The 21104-nt window shown below is 57.2% G+C and carries 19 protein-coding genes and 1 pseudogene; 4 read left to right on the plus strand and 16 right to left on the minus strand.

The window, feature by feature from the left end:
• Window positions 1-35 precede the first annotated feature (35 nt).
• The 12 genes and pseudogenes from AO277_RS21505 to AO277_RS21560 form a co-directional block, all read right to left on the minus strand.
• Window positions 36-710 (minus strand): NuoB/complex I 20 kDa subunit family protein, encoded by a 675-nt coding sequence (locus AO277_RS21505; RefSeq protein ID WP_002554012.1) that lies wholly within the window; start codon window positions 708-710, stop codon window positions 36-38.
• A gap of 10 nt (window positions 711-720) precedes the next feature.
• Window positions 721-1134, minus strand: coding sequence for an NADH-quinone oxidoreductase subunit A (locus AO277_RS21510; RefSeq protein ID WP_002554011.1), 414 nt, complete (start codon window positions 1132-1134; stop codon window positions 721-723).
• A gap of 463 nt (window positions 1135-1597) precedes the next feature.
• Window positions 1598-2923 (minus strand): isocitrate lyase, encoded by a 1326-nt coding sequence (gene aceA / locus AO277_RS21515; protein WP_099259115.1) that lies wholly within the window; start codon window positions 2921-2923, stop codon window positions 1598-1600.
• Window positions 2924-3200: 277 nt separating this feature from the next.
• Window positions 3201-3944, minus strand: coding sequence for a secretin N-terminal domain-containing protein (locus AO277_RS21520; protein WP_044317704.1), 744 nt, complete (start codon window positions 3942-3944; stop codon window positions 3201-3203).
• Between the two features lie 177 nt (window positions 3945-4121).
• Complete coding sequence (locus tag AO277_RS21525; protein WP_002554008.1) at window positions 4122-4553, minus strand: GNAT family N-acetyltransferase; 432 nt, start codon at window positions 4551-4553, stop codon at window positions 4122-4124.
• On the minus strand, window positions 4546-5712 hold the full coding sequence (locus AO277_RS21530; protein ID WP_002554007.1) for a ribosomal protein uL16 3-hydroxylase: 1167 nt from the start codon (window positions 5710-5712) through the stop codon (window positions 4546-4548). Before AO277_RS21530 ends, AO277_RS21525 begins: the two co-directional genes overlap by 8 nt.
• A gap of 60 nt (window positions 5713-5772) precedes the next feature.
• Window positions 5773-7143, minus strand: coding sequence for an adenylosuccinate lyase (gene purB / locus AO277_RS21535; protein WP_005731871.1), 1371 nt, complete (start codon window positions 7141-7143; stop codon window positions 5773-5775).
• Between the two features lie 131 nt (window positions 7144-7274).
• Window positions 7275-7895: pseudogene (gene hflD, locus AO277_RS21540) on the minus strand (high frequency lysogenization protein HflD).
• The gene (gene mnmA, locus AO277_RS21545; RefSeq protein WP_044317674.1) at window positions 7895-9025 is read right to left on the minus strand and encodes a tRNA 2-thiouridine(34) synthase MnmA; all 1131 of its coding nucleotides are present in this window, start codon (window positions 9023-9025) and stop codon (window positions 7895-7897) included. The pseudogene hflD and the gene mnmA overlap by 1 nt, the downstream one beginning before the upstream one ends.
• Before the next feature lie 60 nt (window positions 9026-9085).
• Window positions 9086-9532 carry an NUDIX hydrolase gene (locus tag AO277_RS21550; RefSeq protein ID WP_002554004.1) on the minus strand — a complete coding sequence of 149 codons (447 nt, stop codon included), beginning with the start codon at window positions 9530-9532 and terminating at the stop codon, window positions 9086-9088.
• 142 nt (window positions 9533-9674) lie between these two features.
• Window positions 9675-11906 (minus strand): NADP-dependent isocitrate dehydrogenase, encoded by a 2232-nt coding sequence (locus tag AO277_RS21555; protein ID WP_044317675.1) that lies wholly within the window; start codon window positions 11904-11906, stop codon window positions 9675-9677.
• Between the two features lie 565 nt (window positions 11907-12471).
• On the minus strand, window positions 12472-12756 hold the full coding sequence (locus tag AO277_RS21560) for a cold shock domain-containing protein (protein ID WP_306601095.1): 285 nt from the start codon (window positions 12754-12756) through the stop codon (window positions 12472-12474).
• A 213-nt stretch (window positions 12757-12969) separates the two neighbouring features.
• Here AO277_RS21560 and clpS point away from each other — a divergent pair, with 213 nt between their 5' ends.
• Together clpS and clpA are read left to right on the plus strand one after the other, a co-directional pair.
• Window positions 12970-13332: an ATP-dependent Clp protease adapter ClpS gene (gene clpS / locus AO277_RS21565; RefSeq protein WP_002554001.1), complete on the plus strand. Its 363-nt coding sequence runs from the start codon at window positions 12970-12972 to the stop codon at window positions 13330-13332.
• A 30-nt stretch (window positions 13333-13362) separates the two neighbouring features.
• Window positions 13363-15636, plus strand: a complete 2274-nt coding sequence (gene clpA / locus AO277_RS21570; protein WP_004665689.1) for an ATP-dependent Clp protease ATP-binding subunit ClpA — start codon at window positions 13363-13365, stop codon at window positions 15634-15636.
• A gap of 116 nt (window positions 15637-15752) precedes the next feature.
• Here the strand turns inward: clpA and infA are convergent, their stop codons facing one another.
• From infA to AO277_RS21590, 4 genes are all read right to left on the minus strand, one after another.
• Window positions 15753-15971 (minus strand): translation initiation factor IF-1, encoded by a 219-nt coding sequence (gene infA, locus AO277_RS21575; RefSeq protein ID WP_002553999.1) that lies wholly within the window; start codon window positions 15969-15971, stop codon window positions 15753-15755.
• A gap of 101 nt (window positions 15972-16072) precedes the next feature.
• Window positions 16073-16780, minus strand: coding sequence for an arginyltransferase (locus tag AO277_RS21580; protein ID WP_010214796.1), 708 nt, complete (start codon window positions 16778-16780; stop codon window positions 16073-16075).
• A gap of 48 nt (window positions 16781-16828) precedes the next feature.
• Window positions 16829-17518 (minus strand): leucyl/phenylalanyl-tRNA--protein transferase, encoded by a 690-nt coding sequence (gene aat / locus AO277_RS21585; protein WP_044317676.1) that lies wholly within the window; start codon window positions 17516-17518, stop codon window positions 16829-16831.
• Between the two features lie 40 nt (window positions 17519-17558).
• Window positions 17559-17750, minus strand: coding sequence for a hypothetical protein (locus tag AO277_RS21590; RefSeq protein ID WP_044320342.1), 192 nt, complete (start codon window positions 17748-17750; stop codon window positions 17559-17561).
• Between the two features lie 236 nt (window positions 17751-17986).
• Here AO277_RS21590 and ftsK point away from each other — a divergent pair, with 236 nt between their 5' ends.
• Entirely contained in the window at window positions 17987-20392 is a 2406-nt protein-coding gene (gene ftsK / locus AO277_RS21595) for a DNA translocase FtsK (RefSeq protein WP_044317677.1), read from the plus strand.
• Between the two features lie 76 nt (window positions 20393-20468).
• On the plus strand, window positions 20469-21092 hold the full coding sequence (gene lolA, locus AO277_RS21600; protein ID WP_044317678.1) for an outer membrane lipoprotein periplasmic chaperone LolA: 624 nt from the start codon (window positions 20469-20471) through the stop codon (window positions 21090-21092).
• The last annotated feature ends 12 nt before the right edge of the window (window positions 21093-21104 follow it).

Raw genomic sequence — 21104 nt, forward strand, 5'->3', positions numbered from 1 at the left:
GGTTCCTGTCTTTTTTATAAGAAGAACGGGCTGGATCAGACTTCGTCGGGGCTGCGCAGGTTGGTCACCTGAATACGCTGTTCGCGGCGCTGTTCCTTTTGCGACGGCATCTCGGCGCGGTATACTCCTTGATCGCCAACGACCCAGGAAAGAGGGCGACGCTCCTTGCCGATGGATTCCTGCAGCAGCATCAAGCCTTGCAGAAATGCTTCGGGGCGGGGCGGGCAGCCGGGCACGTAGACATCCACGGGAAGGAATTTGTCCACCCCCTGGACCACTGAGTAGATGTCGTACATGCCACCGGAGTTGGCACATGAACCCATGGAGATGACCCACTTGGGTTCGAGCATTTGCTCGTAGAGACGCTGGATGATCGGTGCCATCTTGATGAAGCAGGTACCGGCAATGACCATGAAATCCGCCTGCCGTGGCGACGCCCGGATGACTTCCGCACCGAAACGCGCGATATCGTGAGGGGCCGTGAAGGCGGTGGTCATTTCCACATAGCAGCACGACAGGCCGAAATTGTAGGGCCACAGGGAGTTTTTACGTCCCCAGTTGACCGCACCATTCAGCACGTCTTCCAGCTTGCCCATGTAGATGTTTTTGTGGACTTGATCTTCTAACGGATCGGAAACGGTTTCCCGTTTGCCGATGGGGTACTGCTCGTTAGGAGCGTCCGGGTCGATCCTGGTGAGATTATATTGCATCGCCAAAGCCTCATTGTTTCAGCTTCGCTTGCCGATTACGGCGACCTTCAGGAGCCCAGTCAAGAGCGCCAACCCGCCATAGGTAGACAAGACCTGCCAACAGAATTGCTATGAAAACGAGAGCTTCGACGAATCCGGTCCAGCCGCTTTCGCGAACGGACACAGACCAGGCAAAGAGAAAGAGGGCTTCGATGTCAAAGATCACGAAGAGCATCGCGACCAGATAGAATTTTGCGGAGAGCCGCAGACGCGCACTGCCGGTAGGCAGCATGCCGGATTCGAAAGGTTCGTTCTTGCTGCGGCCCCAGGCCTTGCTTCCGAGCAGGCTGGACAGGCCGAGCATGAAGGCGCAGAGGCCGACAACACCCAAAAGGAAAATGGCGAAGCCCCAGTTGTGGGCAATCAGACCTGTCGATTCGGGCATGCTGTCAGTCCTTGTTAGAGAGCAAAGGTCTCTGTGCTTGATAAAGAGTCGAGGCAGTGACGAAATGTCGCAGTGCGGTCAACGGATTGATTTTATGTGCAAACAGTTGGCAAGTAAATTTTCTACATGAAATTTATTTACGAAATTAATCGCCCGCCTTTCTTTATCAGGGCTGTAAGGCATGCCAGCCGGGCGTCAGCAAGGTTTTGGCTAATTATGTTTCTCGGTGACGAAAAGGAACGAAAGGCAATTTGAATGATAATTAATATCATTTAAATGGGCCTGCATAGTTCGCAAAAGGATAGTCGGAGCATAGTTATGCAGGGCACCGCTTATAAAGTGCGGTTTTTGTAGCATCTGTTCGTGAGCTGCACATTGTCCGAAATCAATACAGGCGCTATCTGACACAAAACACAGACCGCCCTTACGGACGGTCTGTGTTTTCAACGCGTTGCGCGGTGTCTCAGTGGAATTGCTCTTCTTCCGTCGAGCCGGTCAGTGCGGTTACCGACGATACGCCGCCCTGAATCACGGTGGTCATGTCATCGAAATACCCCGTGCCCACTTCCTGCTGGTGGGCCACGAAGGTATAGCCCTTGGCAGCATCGGCGAATTCCTGTTCCTGTAGCTTCACGTAGGCAGTCATGTCGTTGCGGGCGTAGTCGTGCGCCAGGTTGAACATGCTGTGCCACATGTTGTGAATGCCCGCCAGGGTTATGAACTGGTGCTTGTAGCCCATGGCCGAAAGTTCGCGCTGAAACTTGGCGACGGTTGCGTCGTCGAGGTTTTTCTTCCAGTTGAAGGACGGCGAGCAGTTGTAGGAAAGCAATTGGTCTGGATACTCCTTCTTGATTGCTTCGGCGAAGCGGCGTGCCTCGTCCAGATCCGGCTTGGCGGTTTCACACCAGATCAGGTCGGCATAAGGCGCGTAGGCGAGGCCGCGGGAGATTGCCTGATCCAGACCGGCACGTACTTTGTAGAAGCCCTCATGAGTCCGTTCGCCGGTCACGAACGGCTTGTCATAGGGGTCGCAATCGGAAGTCAGCAGGTCGGCAGCGTTGGCGTCGGTGCGGGCCAGAATGATCGTCGGCACACCGGCCAAGTCGGCGGCCAGGCGCGCAGCAACCAGTTTTTGAACCGCTTCCTGAGTCGGGACAAGCACTTTGCCGCCCATGTGGCCGCATTTCTTCACCGATGCCAACTGATCTTCAAAATGCACACCGGCGGCCCCCGCCTCGATCATGCTTTTCATCAGCTCGTATGCATTGAGCACGCCGCCGAATCCGGCCTCTGCGTCGGCTACTATTGGCGCGAAATAATCGATATAACCTTCGTCACCCGGAGCCTTGCCAGCTTTCCACTGGATTTGATCGGCGCGGCGGAACGAATTATTGATGCGCTTGACCACGGTTGGCACCGAGTCGACCGGGTACAGCGACTGATCCGGGTACATCGATTCGGCAGAGTTGTTGTCGGCAGCAACCTGCCAGCCGGATAGGTAGATGGCCTGAATACCGGCCTTGACCTGCTGCACGGCCTGACCGCCGGTCAGAGCGCCCATGCAGTTGACGAAGTCCTTGTCTGGCCGGAAAGACGGCCTGGCGCCTTGGGTCACCAGGTTCCACAGTTTGTCAGCGCCCAGCCGTGCAAAGGTGTGTTCGGGTTGAACCGAGCCACGCAAGCGGACCACATCGGCTGCGGAGTAAGTACGGGTCACGTTTTTCCAGCGCGGATTTTCGGCCCAGTCTTTTTCGAGAGTGGCTATTTGTTGTTCGCGTGTCAGTGCCATTTTGTAAACCCCGAGAAGTAGGTCTTGATTAGAAGTCCTGCTCCGCCAAAACGCCTCGTTCATCGAAGGCACTGTAGATGGCTGCTCGCTGCTCGGAGAGCGACAGTCAAAGGCTATTTGCGCAGCCTCCGATCAGCGGGAGCGAGGCAATCATGCCTCGGGGTATCGGGGTCCTCAAACAATTTGTAGTGCTTTTTTGATCTAACTACATAATTGCGTAATCAGACTGGTGAGTCACTAAAAGGCCCGTAGGTGCTGGGTTTCGCGCCAGCGCAGGCTACTCGAGGGTTTCGACCTTTACGCGCAAAATCATGTCGTCGCGACCCTGGGTTGAATAGCGTTGTGCAAGGCCACGCTGATCGGCAACCGATTGATCGCTATTGCTCGCCAGCGTGATCCATTCTCCGAGCCGGCCGCTGACCTGGCTATCGGTACTTTGCACTTTTATGGCATCAGCGCGCTCCTGACTCATGCGGTCATGGTTAGTGCTGATGCTCAGGTGAACGGTATCGCCGGTCACACTGGCAGTGACGTAAAAGCCCTGGGTTACATTGCGATATTCAGTATTGCTTTGGGAGTAGCCATAGGAATCCGTGGACGAGGAGGTCAGCGGAACGCTCTGGCCGATCTGGATAAGTGCTGGCGTACCTTCGCTGGTCTGCACTTGCTGAACGCCGCCCTCACGGCTGGCGGTGCCGTATTCTATGACGCGTGAGCCACTGCTGTTGCGCGTTGCGTTATCGCTGGTGTCGACGCTAATCAACAGGCGTTTCGGTGCGGTGTCGAGTTGTGTGATAAGGGTGCGAAGTTCTTCAATCTTGCGCGACTCTGCATTGACAATCAGTTGATTGCCATAAGCGCTGACGGAGCCTTCGGTACCTAGAAAGGATTTAGCTACGGGTAGCAGATCGGCACTGGTGCGGTAATTGAGCGGAACGACTTCGGTCGCTGAAAGGGCCTGAGTGCTGAATGCGATCAGCACTGAGGTGATTACCACGTTAAGCAGGTTACGGACTGGCATGATCATTCTCCGCGATAAGCGCGTAAAGCATGAGTTTGCCAGTGTATCGGCTATAGCCGGGCAAGCTGAATGGGCCGCCACAAAAACGCCCTGGCATTTTTCGTCTCGACCTGAAAAGTGTCTAGCGAAAAAGAGCAGGGCGATCATCATGTAGTGCCTTGAAAAACGCCTACATAATCAGGTTTCAGGTGTTTCGCGGCGCATTTCGACGTGCGGTAAACCGGCTTCGAGAAACTCGTCACTGACCACGGCAAACCCGAAGCGCTGGTAAAACTCGACGGCCTGCACTTGAGCGCTGAGCTTCAGCGGCTCCAGTCCACGTTGTTCGGCCTCGTGGATCACCGCACCGAGCAACGCTTCACCGACTTTCATGCCGCGCCAGTCCTTGAGAACCGACAGCCGACCGATTTCACCGTCGGGCAGCAGGCGAGCGGTGCCTACTGCGTATTCCCCTTCATAGGCGAGAAAATGCACGGCAGTCGCATCTTCAGCGTCCCACTCCAGCTCCGGTGGCACCGATTGCTCGGCGATGAATACCGAATCGCGTATGCGCCGGATGTCGGCGTTGTTTTTCTGCCATTGTGCGACAGCTACGGTGACTTTATTCATCGGCAAATCCCAGACTTCCTTGTTTTACGAGTTCGCAAAGCAGATTGCGTCCATCGTCATCGGCCAACCATTGGCCGAGGTTTTCACTGTGCAATGCGTCGGCGGCACAGATCAGTTTAAGCAATTCGCGCAGACTGCCCGGCAACAGGCGGCTCTGACCACTGGCAAACAGTAGCAGATCGTCGTCGACTTCAGACCAGGCCAGTCTTGCACTCGGGTTGCGAATCAGCACCGCGCCCTGCTCGAGGCTATCGAGCAAGTCGTCTTCCTCCAGTTCCGGGCCGGTCACCAGTTCAGGGTAGCGCGGTTCGGTCATGAACTGGCCGAACCAGGTCAGCAGCAGGCGCTCGTCACTCATGTGTTCGGTCAGCAGCGCTTTGAGTCGGTCCAGCGCATCGTGCTGGATCTGATGCGGATCGCTGACCGGTTGCGCGTCAGCGTCGGTATAGCGCTCTTCATCCGGGATGAACTGGCTGAGGAAATCGGTGAAATGAGTCAGGACCTCGGCAGCGCTTGGCGCGCGGAAACCGACCGAGTAGGTCAGGCAGTCGTCGACGGCAACGCCGCAGTGAGCCAGACGTGGCGGCAGGTAAAGCATGTCGCCCGGTTCCAGCGTCCACTCTTCGGTTTTTTCGAATTCGGCAAGGATGCGCAGGTCGGCATGCTGCAGCAGCGGGCTTTCTGCATCGCACATTTGGCCGATCTGCCAGTGACGCTTGCCGTGGCCCTGAAGCAGGAACACGTCATAGTTATCGAAATGCGGGCCGACGCTGCCACCTGGTGCGGCGTAGCTGATCATTACATCGTCAATGCGCCAGCTTGGCAGGAAGCGGAAGTTTTCCAGCAGTTCGCTGACTTCTGGAACGAACTGATCCACCGCCTGCACCAGCAGGGTCCAGTCGCGTTCGGGTAGCTTGCTGAATTCATCCTCCGCAAAGGGACCGCGACGCAGCTCCCAGGGACGCTCACCGTGTTCGAGGACCAGGCGGGATTCGACTTCTTCCTCTAGAGCAAGGCCAGCCAGCTCGTCCGCATCGATCGGGCTTTGAAAGTCCGGCAGAGCCTGGCGGATGAGCAGTGGTTTTTTCTGCCAGTAGTCACGCAGAAAAACGCGTGCACTGATGCCGCCCAGAAGTTGCAGAGGAATATCAGGATTCATGTGTAAGCCCTTGAAATGAAAACGCCCGGCACAGCCGGGCGTGTGCAATTTTTTTGCGTGTCAGATGCGCTTGGCCTGAGCCGCTGCGTTACCGATGTAGTTGGCTGGCGTGAGCTTCTTCAGCTCGGCCTTTGCTTCGGCAGGCATGTCCAGACCGTCGATGAAAGTCTGCAACGCTTCCGGGCCGATGCCCTTGCCGCGTGTCAGTTCTTTCAGTTTTTCGTATGGGTTTTCGATGTTGTAACGACGCATGACGGTCTGAATCGGCTCTGCCAGAACTTCCCAGCACGCGTCCAGATCGGCAGCAATGCGTTGCTCGTTCAGTTCCAGCTTGCTGATGCCTTTGAGGCTGGCTTCATAAGCAATAACGCTGTGGGCAAAACCGACGCCCAGGTTGCGCAGTACGGTGGAGTCAGTCAGGTCGCGCTGCCAGCGAGAGACAGGCAGTTTGCTCGCCAGATGCTGGAACAGCGCGTTGGCGATGCCCAGATTGCCCTCGGAGTTTTCGAAGTCGATCGGGTTGACCTTGTGTGGCATGGTCGACGAGCCGATTTCGCCAGCAATGGTGCGCTGCTTGAAGTAGCCCAGGGATATATAGCCCCAGATATCGCGGTCGAAGTCGATCAGGATAGTGTTGAAACGCGCAATCGCATCAAACAGCTCGGCGATGTAGTCATGCGGTTCGATTTGCGTGGTGTACGGGTTGAAGCCCAGCCCCAGCTCGTCTTCGATGAACGCGCGTGCGTTGGCTTCCCAGTCGATATCGGCATAAGCGGAGAGGTGGGCATTGTAGTTGCCGACCGCACCGTTGATCTTGCCCAGCAAGGGCACTGCGGCGATCTGGTCGATCTGGCGTTCCAGACGGTAAACCACGTTGGCCAATTCCTTGCCCAGCGTGGTCGGGGACGCTGGCTGACCGTGGGTACGCGAGAGCATCGGCACGTCGGCGAAGCGGATCGCCAGTTCACGGATAGCATCGGCAATCTGGCGCATCAACGGCAGCATCACAGTGTCACGGCCTTCACGCAGCATCAGGGCGTGAGACAGGTTGTTGATGTCCTCGCTGGTGCAGGCAAAGTGGATGAACTCGCTGACCTTGTCCAGCTCCGGCAGTTTGGCAGCCTGCTCCTTGAGCAGATACTCAACGGCTTTGACGTCGTGGTTGGTGGTGCGCTCGATCTCTTTCACGCGCTCGGCGTGCTCAACCGAGAAGTCTTCAGCCAGGGTGTCGAGGATGGCGTTGGCTTGCGCAGAGAACGCCGGGACTTCGGTAATCTGCGGGTGGGCCGCCAGACGCTGGAGCCAGCGAACTTCAACCATCACACGGAAACGGATCAGGCCGTATTCGCTGAAAATAGGGCGCAAGGCCTGGGTTTTGCCGGCGTAGCGGCCATCAACAGGGGAAACCGCAGTGAGCGAAGAAAGCTGCATGGGATGCTCTCGGACAGTCGTGCAACGAAAAGGGCGAATATCATACATGAAAAGTCACTCGGACCGGAGCCCGCTGACCAGCGTAGACAGCGCCGTGCCTGTGGTGGTGAAGGTCATTGGTGCGTGGCGGATCAGCCGTGCAGCAATGGGTAGAGTTCTTTCAATAGCTTGCGACGGCTGAACACCAGTTGCCAGCGATTACCGCCAACTTGTCGCCACAGGCGTGCGGAGCGAATGCCTGCCAGCAGGATGGCGCGAATCTTCGACGCGTTGTTCGGTTGCTACAGGTTGCGCATGTCGCCCTGGACCTGAATGCGTTGGCGCAGGGTGCTCAGGGTGTCTTCATAAAGGGCGCCGGTCGCAGCGATCACGTTTTCGTGAGCGATACCGAAATGTTCGACCTGAGACTGAATCACCGGGATGCGCCTGCCGATGATTTCGAGCAAGTCGTCGCGCTTGGCCAGCTGTCGCTCCAGGCCGAGCATCGATAGGGCGTAACGCAGCGGTTCGCGCTGCAGTGTTGCAGGGTCGCGTTCCAGAGCGCTGGCCATGGCGCGATAGCCTTCGTGCAGGTTGAGGTCATCGCCGCCGTAGACGTCCAGCGTATCCTTCGGGTCAACCACCAGCAGGCTGCCGAGCATGCAGCTCAGCGCGGCTTCGCTGACCTGTCCGGTCTTGGCGATCCGGTCGACCAGTACGGCGGCCTGAAATACGCCACCCAGAGCGATCAGTTGTTCCTGAATCGGGGTCATCAACGCTTGTCCTTGCTGGTCCAGGGTTCGGCAATTTCGATCACACCGCCGCCCAGACATATTTCGCCATCGTAGAACACCACGGACTGTCCGGGTGTGACGGCCCGCTGCGGATCATCGAATGTGGCTCGGTAGCCGTCGGCGGTCTTTTCCAGTGTGCATGGCTGGTCGCCCTGACGATAACGGACTTTGGCCGTGAGTTTGCGCGGGCTGCTCAGATCAATCGGGTTGACCCAGTAGATTTCCGAAGACACCAGTGCGCGGGAAAACAGCCACGGGTGGTCGTTGCCCTGGCCAACGATCAGTTCGTTGTTGTCCAGATCCTTGACCAGCACGTACCACGGATCATCGCTGGCGTCCTTGAGGCCGCCAATCCCAAGGCCCTGGCGCTGGCCGATGGTGTGATACACCAGGCCGCTGTGACGACCGATGACTTCACCTTCGGTGGTTTTAATCTCTCCAGGCTGGGCGGGCAGGTACTGACGCAGGAAGTCGGTGAAGCGGCGTTCGCCAATGAAGCAGATTCCGGTGGAGTCCTTCTTTTTGGCCGTCGCCAGGCCGTGTTTCTCAGCAATGGCACGTACTTCCGGTTTTTCCAGCTCGCCCACCGGAAACAGCGTCCGGGCGATCTGTTCGCCACCGACGGCATGCAGGAAGTAGCTTTGATCCTTGTTCGGGTCCAGGCCCTTAAGCAGCTCGGTGCGGCCATCGGTATCGCGACGGCGCACGTAGTGGCCAGTGGCAATCAGGTCGGCACCCAGCATCAGCGCATATTCAAGAAACGCCTTGAACTTGATTTCCCGGTTGCAGAGGATGTCCGGGTTGGGGGTGCGCCCGGCCTTGTACTCTTCAAGGAAATGTTCGAAGACATTGTCCCAGTACTCGGCGGCAAAGTTGGCCGTGTGCAGCTTGATGCCGATCTTGTCACACACGGCCTGGGCATCTGCCAGGTCTTCGCGGGCGGTGCAATATTCCGTTCCGTCGTCTTCTTCCCAGTTCTTCATGAACAAGCCTTCCACCTGATAACCCTGCTCCATGAGCAGTACGGCGGAAACGGAAGAGTCCACGCCGCCGGACATGCCGACTATGACGCGCTTCATTTCTGAGTTCGAGGGGGCTGGATCACGCATGAGGATTCAACGGCTGACCTGTAAAAGGACGCGATTCTATCAGGCTGAGGGCGTCGAGTCTCACGCCTTGTCGCGCAGCAGGTCGAGACTGAAATGTTCGGCATTGAGGTAATCATCCAGGCAGCGCAGTACCAGCTCGCTGCGCCAGCGTTCCTGTTGGGCCAGCAGTTCGTCGCGAGTCAGCCAGACGGCGCCAACGATGCCTTCGTCCAGCTGATATTCAGGGTTATGGCGTATGGCCTTGGCGGCGAAACATATCCGCTGGTAGGTCACGCCGTTGCTCGGCGCGGTGTACAGGTAAATGCCCACCACGCTGGTCAGTTCGACATCCCAGCCGGTTTCTTCAAGAGTCTCCCGCACTGCCGCACGTTGCAGGCTCTCGTTCGGGTCGAGGTGCCCGGCGGGTTGGTTGAGTACGGCGCGTCCGCCTTTCATTTCTTCGACGAACAGGAAGCGTCCCTGATCTTCGACGATGGTGGCGACGGTAACGTGGGCTTGCCAGGTCATGGATTGATCCTCTGCTGCCAGATAAGAATGTTCAGTATGTGGGCTGCCGGTCTGTCTTTGGCTTTAATGCAAAAGCCCCGACACGCGGGCCGGGGCTTTTGGCTGGGCGACGCAGTAATGCGTCGCACCGGTCTCATGCCGCTTACGCTTTCAACGCATCGATAGCTGCGTTGAGAGTGGCGCTTGGGCGCATGGCCTTGCTGGTGACTTCCGGGTTAGGGAAGTAGTAGCCGCCAATTTCCACCGGCTTGCCCTGAACAGCGTTCAGCTCGGCAACGATTTTTTCTTCGTTGTCAGTCAGGGTTTTGGCCAAAGGCGTGAACTGTGCCTTGAGGTCTGCATCGTCGTTTTGAGCAGCCAGTGCCTGAGCCCAGAACAGGGTCAGGTAGAAGTGACTGCCGCGGTTGTCGATGCCGCCAACCTTGCGCGAAGGCGACTTGTTGCGGTCCAGGAACTCGCCAGTGGCCTGGTCGAGGGTCTTGGACAGAACCAGCGCTTTCGGGTTGTTGTAGGCATTGCCCAGATGTTCCAGGGACGCCGCCAGAGCCAGAAACTCGCCAAGCGAATCCCAGCGCAGGAAGTTTTCTTCAACAAACTGCTGCACATGCTTGGGAGCCGAGCCGCCAGCGCCGGTTTCGAACAGACCGCCGCCGTTCATCAGCGGAACGATCGACAGCATTTTCGCGCTTGTGCCCAGTTCCATGATCGGGAACAGATCGGTCAGGTAATCGCGAAGCACGTTGCCCGTTACCGAGATCGTGTCCTTGCCGGCGCGAGTGCGTTCCAGGGTCAGCTTCATCGCGTCGACAGGTGACAGGATCTGGATATCCAGGCCCGACGTGTCGTGGTCGCCCAGGTACTTGCGGACTTTCTCGATCATCACGCTGTCATGGGCGCGAGACGAATCCAGCCAGAAGATAGCCGGTGTGTTGCTGGCGCGAGCGCGGTTGACGGCCAGTTTTACCCAATCCTGGATCGGCGCGTCCTTGGCCTGGCACATGCGCCAGATATCGCCCGCTTCGACGTTCTGTTCCATCAGCAGGTTGCCCTGGCTGTCGGTTACACGAACCACGCCGTTGGTCTGGATGTGGAAAGTCTTGTCGTGGGAGCCATATTCTTCGGCTTTTTGAGCCATCAGGCCAACGTTCGGTACGCTGCCCATAGTGGTCGGGTCGAATGCGCCATTTTTCTTGCAGTCTTCGATGACCGCTTGATAGATGGTGGCGTAGCAGCGATCCGGGATCACTGCCTTGGCATCGTGCAGTTGACCATCTGTGCCCCACATCTTGCCGGAGTCACGGATCATCGCTGGCATCGATGCGTCGACAATTACGTCGCTCGGCACGTGCAGGTTGGTGATGCCCTTGTCGGAGTTGACCATCGCCAGTTGTGGGCGAGTGGCGTAGACCGCTTCGATGTCAGCCTTGATTTCGGCCTGTTTTTCAGCAGGCAGGCTGGTGATGCGCTCGTACAGGTCACCGATGCCGTTGTTCAGGCTGAAGCCGATCTGCTTCAGCGTGTCAGCGTGCTTGGTCAATGCATCCTTGTAGAACTCATCAACGATCTGGCCGAACATGATCGGGTCGGAGATCTTCATCATGGTGGCTTTCAGATGCACCGAGAACAGAACGCCTTGCTTGCGGGCGTCTTCGATCTCGGCGGCAATGAAGCTGCGCAGAGCTTTGGCGCTCATTACCGAGCAGTCAACGACTTCGCCAGCCTTGACGGCGGTTTTTTCCTTCAGAACGGTGGTGGTGCCGTCCTGAGCGATCAGTTCGATTTTAACGGTGTTGTCGGCTGCGATCTGGGCAGCTTTTTCGCTGCCGTAGAAGTCGCCGTTGCTCATGTGCGCAACGTGGGCCTTGGAGTCGGCGGACCAGGCGCCCATTTTGTGTGGGTGCTTGCGAGCGTAGTTCTTGACCGACAGCGGTGCGCGACGATCGGAGTTGCCTTCGCGCAGCACCGGGTTCACGGCGCTACCCTTGGTCTTGTCGTAGCGTGCGCGGGTTTCTTTTTCCGCGTCAGTGACAGGGTTTTCAGGGTAGTCGGGAATCTTGTAGCCCTGATCCTGAAGCTCCTTGATGGTCGCCTTCAATTGAGGGACCGAGGCACTGATGTTAGGCAGCTTGATGATGTTGGCTTCTGGCGTAGTGGCCAGTTTGCCCAGCTCGGCGAGATGATCCGGCACTTTTTGATCGGCGCCAAGCGACTCCGGGAAGCTTGAAAGAACACGGCCCGCCAGGGAGATGTCGCGCGTTTCCACGTCGATATCGGAGGAGGCTGTGAAAGCTTCGATAATAGGCAGCAGCGAATAGGTGGCGAGGGCCGGAGCTTCGTCGGTGAAGGTGTAGATGATCTTCGAGCGGTTGGACATTCGTATTAACTCTCTGTTTTGCTGAGCATGCACAAAATCTCGATACGCGCAGGGTATGCACTCTTGCCCACGGTTCGGCCATGGGCCCAGGTCGAGGTTCATTCGCGGTGATGTTGGGTGCATCAGTCGAGCGTCAAGCTGTCAGGCCAGGTAGCGACCCGACGCATAGGAAGGTTGAGGGTCTGATTTCAGACGGGTCAGCCTTTATGACTCTTCGGTCACGGCGCGAGTATATCAAACCATTGGCGCGAGGCATTAATGCTATGCGTGCTATCGAATAATGAACATCCGCCGTTGGTCGAACGACCAGGATGTCTACGAGTTATCAATCAGGCTTCAAGAGGCGGGATCTGGCGGAGGAGTGGGGCGCTGGTGGCTCTGTCACGGTAGGGGCATCCGCGGTTCAATAACCGCTAATTCGATACCCTGTGGAGTCGCATCGGTTCAAGCTACCAAAGCTGCGGTTTCTCAAGATCCGGTACAGGCTCATTGCGTGTTTCTGATTACTCAGTCAGCTGGCGCGAAAGACCATTGATCTGCTGTCAGGCTGTTTCCATGGAGGATTTCAAGCGTGTGCATGTTCAGGTTCATGCTCAGACGCAGCATGGGTTTCCTTCTCAGGCTCACCTGCTTTATCCAGCAATGGCGCGATATTCACGGCATGCAGCCCTTTTGGCCCCTGAATGATTTCAAAACTGCCCGGCTGGCCGGCTTTGAGGGTCTTGTAACCTTCCATCTGGATGGTCGAAAAATGGGCGAACAAGTCGTCATCCGGCTTGCCGTCTTCGATTATGAATCCATAACCTTTTGCATTGTTGAACCACTTGACTTTTCCGTTAAGCATCGCCATATCCCTCTGCAAAGGACTCCGTCAGGAGTATCATCCACTTCAATCCGCCTCCCCAAAAATTTTGGTTGACTGCGCGGACCCTTTTTACCCAATGTGGACTCTATTGTTTGTAACACCGTTTAGCTGATACTCAAGGTCATGTGGCGGTCTGTTTGAAAAGCGTCCAAACTGCGACTGACAGCTCAATCCGCCCTCAAACGAACATTTCTTTCCATGCATGCATTTAGCAAGATTCGACTAACATTCAATCAGGACAGTCCGCAGTCGCACGAGGACGACGCGGCAGGCATCGCGGTGCAGGACGCCAAGCCGACCCTGCAGGCGCCACCGATGTACAAGGTGGTTTTATTCAACGATGACTACACCCCGATGGATTTCGTCGTAGAAGTACTCGAGGTGTTTTTTAACCTGAATCGTGAGCTGGCCACCAAAGTCATGCTGGCCGTCCATACAGAGGGACGGGCAGTCTGCGGATTGTTTACCCGCGACATCGCCGAGACCAAGGCAATGCAGGTCAATCAATACGCCAGGGAGAGCCAGCATCCGCTACTCTGTGAGATCGAGAAGGACGGTTAAACGCCGACCACTTGGGTATGAGGTGAAGCTATGTTAAACCGTGAGCTCGAAGTCACCCTCAATCTTGCCTTCAAGGAGGCACGTTCGAAGCGTCATGAGTTCATGACGGTCGAGCACCTCCTGCTGGCTCTATTGGATAATGAGGCTGCAGCCACTGTTCTGCGTGCCTGCGGTGCAAACCTCGATAAACTCAAGCATGATCTGCAGGAGTTCATCGACTCCACCACTCCGCTGATCCCCGTTCATGACGAGGATCGCGAGACGCAACCGACGCTCGGGTTCCAGCGTGTGCTGCAACGGGCAGTTTTCCACGTGCAGAGCTCCGGCAAGCGCGAAGTAACCGGCGCCAACGTGCTGGTTGCAATTTTCAGTGAGCAGGAAAGCCAGGCCGTGTTTCTGCTCAAGCAGCAGAGCGTGGCCCGGATTGATGTCGTCAACTATATCGCCCACGGTATCTCCAAGGTTCCGGGGCATGGCGAACACTCTTCTGAAGGTGAACAGGATATGCAGGACGACGAGGGCGGTGAAGCATCTTCCTCAGGCAATCCTCTGGATGCCTATGCCAGCAATCTGAACGAATTGGCGCGCCAGGGGCGCATCGATCCGCTGGTCGGTCGCGAAAGCGAAGTCGAGCGCGTAGCTCAGATTCTGGCTCGTCGTCGCAAGAACAACCCGTTGCTGGTCGGTGAGGCAGGGGTCGGTAAAACGGCTATTGCCGAAGGCCTGGCCAAGCGTATCGTGGACAATCAGGTCCCTGATTTGCTCGCCAGCAGCGTTGTCTACTCGCTTGATCTGGGTGCCCTGCTGGCCGGGACCAAATACCGCGGCGATTTCGAGAAGCGTTTCAAAGCGTTGCTCAATGAGCTGCGCAAGCGTCCTCAGGCGATTCTGTTCATTGACGAGATCCACACCATCATTGGTGCTGGTGCAGCATCAGGCGGGGTGATGGATGCCTCCAACCTGCTAAAACCGTTGCTGTCGTCTGGCGAGATTCGTTGCATCGGCTCCACGACCTTTCAGGAGTTTCGCGGGATTTTCGAAAAAGACCGCGCCTTGGCGCGTCGCTTCCAGAAAGTCGATGTGTCCGAGCCTTCGGTCGAAGACACCATCGGCATCCTTCGTGGCCTGAAAAGCCGTTTCGAGCAGCATCACAGCATCGAGTACAGTGACGAAGCGCTGCGCGCCGCAGCTGAGCTTGCGTCGCGTTACATCAATGACCGTCATATGCCCGACAAGGCGATCGATGTTATTGATGAAGCCGGTGCCTACCAGCGTCTGCAGCCTGTCGAGCAGCGCGTCAAGCGCATTGATGTGCCTCAGGTCGAAGACATCGTCGCCAAGATCGCGCGTATTCCGCCAAAACACGTCAACAGTTCGGACAAGGAGCTGCTGCGTAACCTGGAGCGCGATCTGAAGCTCACCGTGTTTGGTCAGGATGCAGCTATTGACTCGTTGTCGACGGCGATCAAGCTTTCGCGTGCAGGCCTCAAGTCGCCTGACAAGCCGGTCGGTTCGTTCCTGTTCGCAGGCCCTACCGGTGTCGGCAAGACCGAAGCCGCTCGCCAGTTGGCCAAGGCGTTGGGTGTCGAGCTGATTCGTTTCGACATGTCCGAGTACATGGAGCGGCATACCGTTTCCCGTCTGATCGGCGCGCCTCCGGGCTACGTCGGTTTCGATCAGGGCGGTCTTTTGACCGAAGCCATCACTCGTCAACCGCATTGCGTGCTGCTGCTCGATGAAATCGAAAAGGCTCACCCGGAAGTCTTCAACCTGCTTTTGCAGGTGATGGACCACGGTACGCTGACCGATAACAACGGGCGCAAGGCAGATTTCCGCAACGTGATCGTGATCATGACCACCAATGCCGGGGCTGAGTCCGCCGCGCGTGCTTCGATCGGTTTCACGCATCAGGACCACTCGTCTGATGCGATGGAAGTGATCAAGAAGAGCTTCACGCCGGAGTTCCGCAACCGTCTGGACACCATCATTCAGTTTGGCCGTCTCAGCCACGAAGTCATCAAGAGCGTGGTCGACAAGTTCCTTACCGAGCTTCAGGCCCAGCTGGAAGACAAGCGCGTACTGCTCGAAGTGTCCGAGGCGGCGAGAAGCTGGCTGGCGCAGGGTGGTTACGATGCGGCGATGGGTGCCAGACCGATGGCTCGCCTGATTCAGGACAAGATCAAGCGGCCGCTGGCTGAAGAGATCCTGTTCGGCGAATTGTCAGAGCACGGCGGTGTGGTTCACATCGATATCAAGGATGGCGAGATTACCTTCGACTTCGAAACCACAGCAGAAATGGCCTGACGCCCAAGCCTCGCTCCGCATCGTGAATGGATGCGGGGCAGGCCGGGGTCTCTGGTTGTATGAAACAGGCAAACAAAAACGCCCGGCTTATGCCGGGCGTTTTCGTCAATGCCTGTTTAACGAGCGCGGTAGGTGATGCGCCCTTTGCTCAGGTCATAGGGCGTCAGTTCTACACGCACTTTGTCACCGGTCAGAATACGGATGTAATTCTTGCGCATCTTGCCGGAGATATGCGCGGTTACGACGTGCCCGTTTTCCAACTCCACGCGGAACATGGTGTTGGGCAGGGTGTCGACGACAGTGCCTTCCATTTCGAAGCTGTCTTCTTTCGACATGCAGTAAAGCCCTCGGTATACAAATGAGTGTCCCGGTGCAAGTGGCGCCAGGCAAAAGCGGCGTGCATTGTGCCCGAAAAAACCAGTTTAAGCCAAGGGGTTCAATACAGAGTGACCCATCTTTGATTGGTAAGTAGCTCAATGGGCCGATATTGGGTCTTGTAATTCATTTTTTTGCAGTTTTTGATCCAGTAACCCAGGTACACCGCCTGCAGTTGAAGTCTGGCGGCTTCGGCGATCTGCCACAAAATCGCGTAACGGCCCAGACTGCGGCGCTCTTCATCAGGTTCGTAGAACGTGTAGACCGCGGAAAGGCCGTTGGGCAAAAGGTCGGTGACCGCAACTGCCAGCAGTCGTTGGTCGACGCGAAATTCGTAAAAACGCGAAAAGGGCAGGTCGCGAACCAGAAATGTCGAAAACTGTTCACGGCTGGGTGGAAACATGTCGCCGTCAGCATGCCGTTGCTCTATGTAACGTTGATAAAGATCGAAATATTCCTCGGTGAAGGCCGGTCTGGTGCTTTGCACCTGTACATCGGCATTACGTTTCAAAATCCTTTTTTGCTGTCTGTCGGGTACAAACAGGTTCACGGGGATGCGCGCGGGCACGCAAGCGCTGCAGTTCTGGCAGTGGGGGCGGTAAAGATGATCGCCGCTACGGCGAAAGCCCATGTCCGAGAGGTCGGCGTAGACCTGCACATCCATTGGCTGGCTGGGGTCCAGAAACAGGGTAGTCGCCTGCTCTTCAGGCAGGTAACTGCAGGTGTGCGGTTGAGTGGCATAAAACTTCAGCCTCGCCAGCTCTGTCATGGTCGTTGCCTAATGGTAAATCCTTACCTGTGAGTGTATGCCAGCCTGTCAAACTCGCCTAGATGACCAGTCGGCACCGCTTGGCTGATCAAGATGCCGGGACAGATAGTCGGCAAAAGTCTGCCGAGGAATCGAGCGTGCGCCGAAACTGTGAAGGTGTTGGGTCGGCATCTGGCAATCGATCAATACAAAACCCCAGTCGGTCAGGTGCTGCACCAGCGTGGCGAATCCGACTTTGGAGGCGTTGTCTGCACGGCTGAACATGGACTCACCGAAGAACAGCTGGCCCATTGCCAGGCCATACAGCCCGCCGACCAGTTCATTCTGATCCCAGACCTCGACGCTGTGCGCATGGCCGCGTCGGTGCAACTCAAGATAGGCATCCTGCATCGAGCCGGTGATCCAGGTTTCATTGGCGTAACTTCTCGGCGCAGCGCAGGCCTTGATCACGCTCGCAAAATCCCGGTCGAAGGTCACGTGGTAGCGAGACTGGCGCAACATTTTGCCGAGGCTGCGAGAAACATGCAGTTCTTCGGGAAGCAGTACGGTACGCGGATCGGGAGACCACCAGAGAATCGGCTGGCCGTCCTGAAACCACGGAAAGCAGCCGTGCCGGTAGGCATTGATCAGGCGATCGGCTGACAGGTCTCCACCGGCGGCAAGTAATCCGTTGGGCTCGCGGAGGGCTTTCTCCAGTGGCGGGAAATCCAGGCTATTGCGGTTCAACCAGGTCAGCATGGCATCACAACTTTGCGGAAGGGGAGGGCGCACCCGCCTGTCAGTGCAACTCTGTGCGGCAGGCGTGGTCACAAGCGGTTGTCATTATGGCGCGTACCTGGCACATACGGTAGGGCAAGAGCGCGGCGATGATGGTGCAGCCCTTGAAGTTGTGGGCGGTTGATAGAAACACGTCATAAGCCTTTGTCACAAAACGGAATGCATGCTCAAATTGAACATCATCAGCGAACATGAAAGCATGTCCCGCATTGCGGAACTGTCTGAAGTCGGTCTGACGCGTTTTCGTACAGACCCCAGCGCCTGTAAAGCCGTACAATGCCCGCTTTGGGCGTTATCATTCAAACGTCTGCCGAACGGGCTTCCCGATGTCTGCTATCCCTGTTCATGCGGGAGCATTCAGCGCCGTCCGACAGCCGTTTCTGGTCAATCAACGAGATGTTCGCGCTACAGCGCAGGAATTAAAGCGTTTTGAAGAAATCCACCCCAGCACCCAGCGCTGTTCCGCTTTGGCGGCAGCAATTGCACTACCGGCTCAAGGAAGGGGCCCTGATCGCCTTTGGCGCCCTGTGCCTGTACCTGATAATGGCATTGTTGACCTACGATCAGAGTGATCCCGGCTGGAGCCACACCAGCAGTAACGCCGCGCAGGTGCAGAACGCTGCGGGGCGCGCAGGTGCCTTCTGTGCCGATATCCTGTTCATGATCCTGGGCTATTTCGCCTATATCTTCCCACTGCTGCTGGCAATCAAGGCCTGGCAGGTGTTTCGTCATCGTCACGAACCCTGGCAGTGGAGCGGCTGGCTCTTCTCCTGGCGTCTGATCGGGCTGGTATTCCTGATACTGGCGGGCGCGGCGCTGGCGCACATTCATTTTCACTTTTCGGCAGGCTTTCCGGGCTCTGCTGGCGGCGTGCTGGGCGAAGTGCTGGGCGATCTGGCCAAGAAAGCCCTGAACATCCAGGGCAGCACTTTGCTGTTCATCGCCCTGTTTCTATTCGGTCTGACAGTATTTACCGATCTGTCATGGTTCAAGGTCATGGACGTCACCGGCAAGATCACCCTTGACCTGTTCGAATTGTTCCAGGGGGCGGCGAACCGCTGGTGGACCGCCCGTGCCGAGCGCAAGCAGATGGTCGCGCAGTTGCGTGAAGTCGACATGCGCGCCAACGATGTGGTCGCCCCCGTTGCACCTGACCGTCGCGAGCAGGCCAAGGCCAAAGAGCGCCTGATGGAGCGCGAAGTGTCGCTGAGCAAACACATGACCGAGCGTGAAAAGCACGTGCCTGCGGTTATTGCGCCAGCCCCTTCAAAGCCTGCAGAACCGAGCAAGCGGGTCATGAAGGAAAAACAGGCCCCGCTGTTCGTTGACAGCGCAGTCGAAGGCACCTTGCCGCCCATCTCCATCCTTGATCCGGCAGAAAAGAAGCAGCTCAACTACTCGCCAGAGTCCCTGGCGGCGGTCGGTCATCTGCTGGAAATCAAGCTCAAGGAATTTGGTGTCGAGGTCTCGGTTGACTCCATCCATCCCGGCCCGGTCATTACCCGTTACGAGATTCAGCCGGCCGCTGGCGTCAAGGTCAGTCGCATTGCCAACCTCGCCAAGGACCTTGCCCGCTCACTGGCGGTCACCAGCGTGCGCGTGGTCGAGGTGATCCCGGGCAAGACCACCGTCGGTATCGAGATCCCCAACGAAGACCGCCAGATCGTGCGCTTCTCCGAGGTGCTGTCGACCCCTGAATACGATAATGCCAAGTCGCCGGTCACCCTGGCGCTGGGCCACGACATCGGCGGCAAGCCGGTGATTACCGACCTGGCCAAGATGCCCCACTTGCTGGTGGCCGGTACGACCGGTTCCGGTAAGTCGGTTGGTGTGAACGCCATGATCCTGTCGATCCTGTTCAAGTCCGGCCCGGAAGACGCCAAGCTGATCATGATCGATCCGAAGATGCTTGAGCTGTCCATCTACGAAGGCATTCCGCACCTCTTGTGTCCGGTCGTTACCGACATGAAGGACGCTGCCAACGCCTTGCGCTGGAGCGTTGCCGAGATGGAACGCCGTTACAAGCTGATGGCGAAAATGGGTGTGCGTAACCTTTCGGGCTTCAACCAGAAGGTCAAGGATGCGCAGGATGCCGGGGAGCCACTTGCCGATCCGCTGTACAAGCGGGAAAGCATTCATGACGAAGCGCCGTTGCTGAGCAAGCTGCCGACCATCGTGGTAGTGGTGGATGAATTCGCCGACATGATGATGATCGTCGGCAAGAAGGTCGAAGAGCTGATCGCCCGCATCGCCCAGAAGGCTCGTGCGGCAGGTATCCACCTGATCCTCGCGACACAGCGTCCTTCGGTGGATGTGATTACCGGTCTGATCAAGGCCAACATCCCGACGCGCATGGCGTTTCAGGTGTCGAGCAAGATCGATTCCCGGACCATCATCGATCAGGGCGGTGCCGAACAACTGTTGGGCCATGGCGACATGCTATACATGCCGCCGGGCACCAGCCTGCCGATTCGCGTGCACGGCGCGTTTGTTTCCGACGAGGAAGTGCATCGCGTGGTAGAAGCCTGGAAACTGCGTGGTTCGCCTGACTACAACGACGATATTCTCGCCGGTGTGGAAGAGCCCGGCAGCGGCTTTGATGGCGGTGGCGGCGAAGGCAGTGAAGACAGCGAAAGCGACGCGCTTTACGATGAGGCGGTCAAGTTTGTACTCGAAAGCCGCCGCGCATCGATTTCTGCCGTGCAGCGCAAGCTGAAGATCGGCTACAACCGCGCAGCGCGCATGATCGAAGCAATGGAAATGGCTGGCGTCGTGACCTCCATGAATACCAACGGATCGCGTGAAGTTCTGGCTCCAGGACCGGTGCGCGACTGATTTTTATCACCCCGAACTGCGGCGGCAGCGTGCAAGTCACGCTGCCGCATCATCATCGACTTCAAAGAGGAATCCCATGCGTCTTATCCGCATGCTGTTGGCCACCGCACTGACCTTCTCCGTGATGGCCGCCCATGCCGACAGCAAGGACGTGGCACGCCTGACCCAGTTGCTGGAGAAATCCCAGACCCTGACCGCACGCTTCTCGCAATTGACGCTGGACGGTGGCGGCACGCAATTGCAAGAGACTACCGGCGAAATGACGTTGCAGCGTCCAGGCCTGTTCAACTGGCACACCGATGCGCCACAGGAGCAGTTGATGGTTTCCGACGGCAAGAAAGTGTCGTTGTGGGACCCTGATCTGGAGCAGGTCACCATCAAGAAGCTCGATCAGCGCCTGACCCAGACCCCAGCCTTGCTGCTGTCCGGTGACGTGTCGAAGATCAGCGAAAGCTTCGATATCACGGCGAAAGAGGCGGGTGGTGTGATCGACTTCGTGCTCAAGCCCAAGACCAAGGACACCCTGTTCGACAGTCTGCGTTTGTCATTTCGTAACGGCATCATCAACGACATGCAACTGATCGACAGCGTGGGTCAGCGCACCAATATCCTGTTCGCCGGCGTCAAGGCCAACGAGCCTGTTGCGGCCAGCAAGTTTCAGTTCCAGATTCCCAAGGGTGCTGATGTCATTCAAGAGTAAAAGGGTTAATTC

The sequence above is a fragment of the Pseudomonas amygdali genome, assembly GCF_002699855.1.
Taxonomy (GTDB): Bacteria; Pseudomonadota; Gammaproteobacteria; order Pseudomonadales; family Pseudomonadaceae; genus Aquipseudomonas; species Aquipseudomonas amygdali.

Excerpts from the sequence above, each read along its gene's own strand:
- AO277_RS21505 (WP_002554012.1), bottom strand. The coding sequence starts at position 710 with ATGCAATATAATCTCACCAGGATCGACCCGGACGCTCCTAACGAGCAG.
- AO277_RS21510 (WP_002554011.1), bottom strand. The coding sequence starts at position 1,134 with ATGCCCGAATCGACAGGTCTGATTGCCCACAACTGGGGCTTCGCCATT.
- aceA (WP_099259115.1), bottom strand. The coding sequence starts at position 2,923 with ATGGCACTGACACGCGAACAACAAATAGCCACTCTCGAAAAAGACTGG.
- AO277_RS21520 (WP_044317704.1), bottom strand. The coding sequence starts at position 3,944 with ATGCCAGTCCGTAACCTGCTTAACGTGGTAATCACCTCAGTGCTGATC.
- AO277_RS21525 (WP_002554008.1), bottom strand. The coding sequence starts at position 4,553 with ATGAATAAAGTCACCGTAGCTGTCGCACAATGGCAGAAAAACAACGCC.
- AO277_RS21530 (WP_002554007.1), bottom strand. The coding sequence starts at position 5,712 with ATGAATCCTGATATTCCTCTGCAACTTCTGGGCGGCATCAGTGCACGC.
- purB (WP_005731871.1), bottom strand. The coding sequence starts at position 7,143 with ATGCAGCTTTCTTCGCTCACTGCGGTTTCCCCTGTTGATGGCCGCTAC.
- mnmA (WP_044317674.1), bottom strand. The coding sequence starts at position 9,025 with ATGCGTGATCCAGCCCCCTCGAACTCAGAAATGAAGCGCGTCATAGTC.
- AO277_RS21550 (WP_002554004.1), bottom strand. The coding sequence starts at position 9,532 with ATGACCTGGCAAGCCCACGTTACCGTCGCCACCATCGTCGAAGATCAG.
- AO277_RS21555 (WP_044317675.1), bottom strand. The coding sequence starts at position 11,906 with ATGTCCAACCGCTCGAAGATCATCTACACCTTCACCGACGAAGCTCCG.
- AO277_RS21560 (WP_306601095.1), bottom strand. The coding sequence starts at position 12,756 with ATGGCGATGCTTAACGGAAAAGTCAAGTGGTTCAACAATGCAAAAGGT.
- clpS (WP_002554001.1), top strand. The coding sequence starts at position 12,970 with ATGCATGCATTTAGCAAGATTCGACTAACATTCAATCAGGACAGTCCG.
- clpA (WP_004665689.1), top strand. The coding sequence starts at position 13,363 with ATGTTAAACCGTGAGCTCGAAGTCACCCTCAATCTTGCCTTCAAGGAG.
- infA (WP_002553999.1), bottom strand. The coding sequence starts at position 15,971 with ATGTCGAAAGAAGACAGCTTCGAAATGGAAGGCACTGTCGTCGACACC.
- AO277_RS21580 (WP_010214796.1), bottom strand. The coding sequence starts at position 16,780 with ATGACAGAGCTGGCGAGGCTGAAGTTTTATGCCACTCAACCGCACACC.
- aat (WP_044317676.1), bottom strand. The coding sequence starts at position 17,518 with ATGCTGACCTGGTTGAACCGCAATAGCCTGGATTTCCCGCCACTGGAG.
- AO277_RS21590 (WP_044320342.1), bottom strand. The coding sequence starts at position 17,750 with ATGTTCGCTGATGATGTTCAATTTGAGCATGCATTCCGTTTTGTGACA.
- lolA (WP_044317678.1), top strand. The coding sequence starts at position 20,469 with ATGCGTCTTATCCGCATGCTGTTGGCCACCGCACTGACCTTCTCCGTG.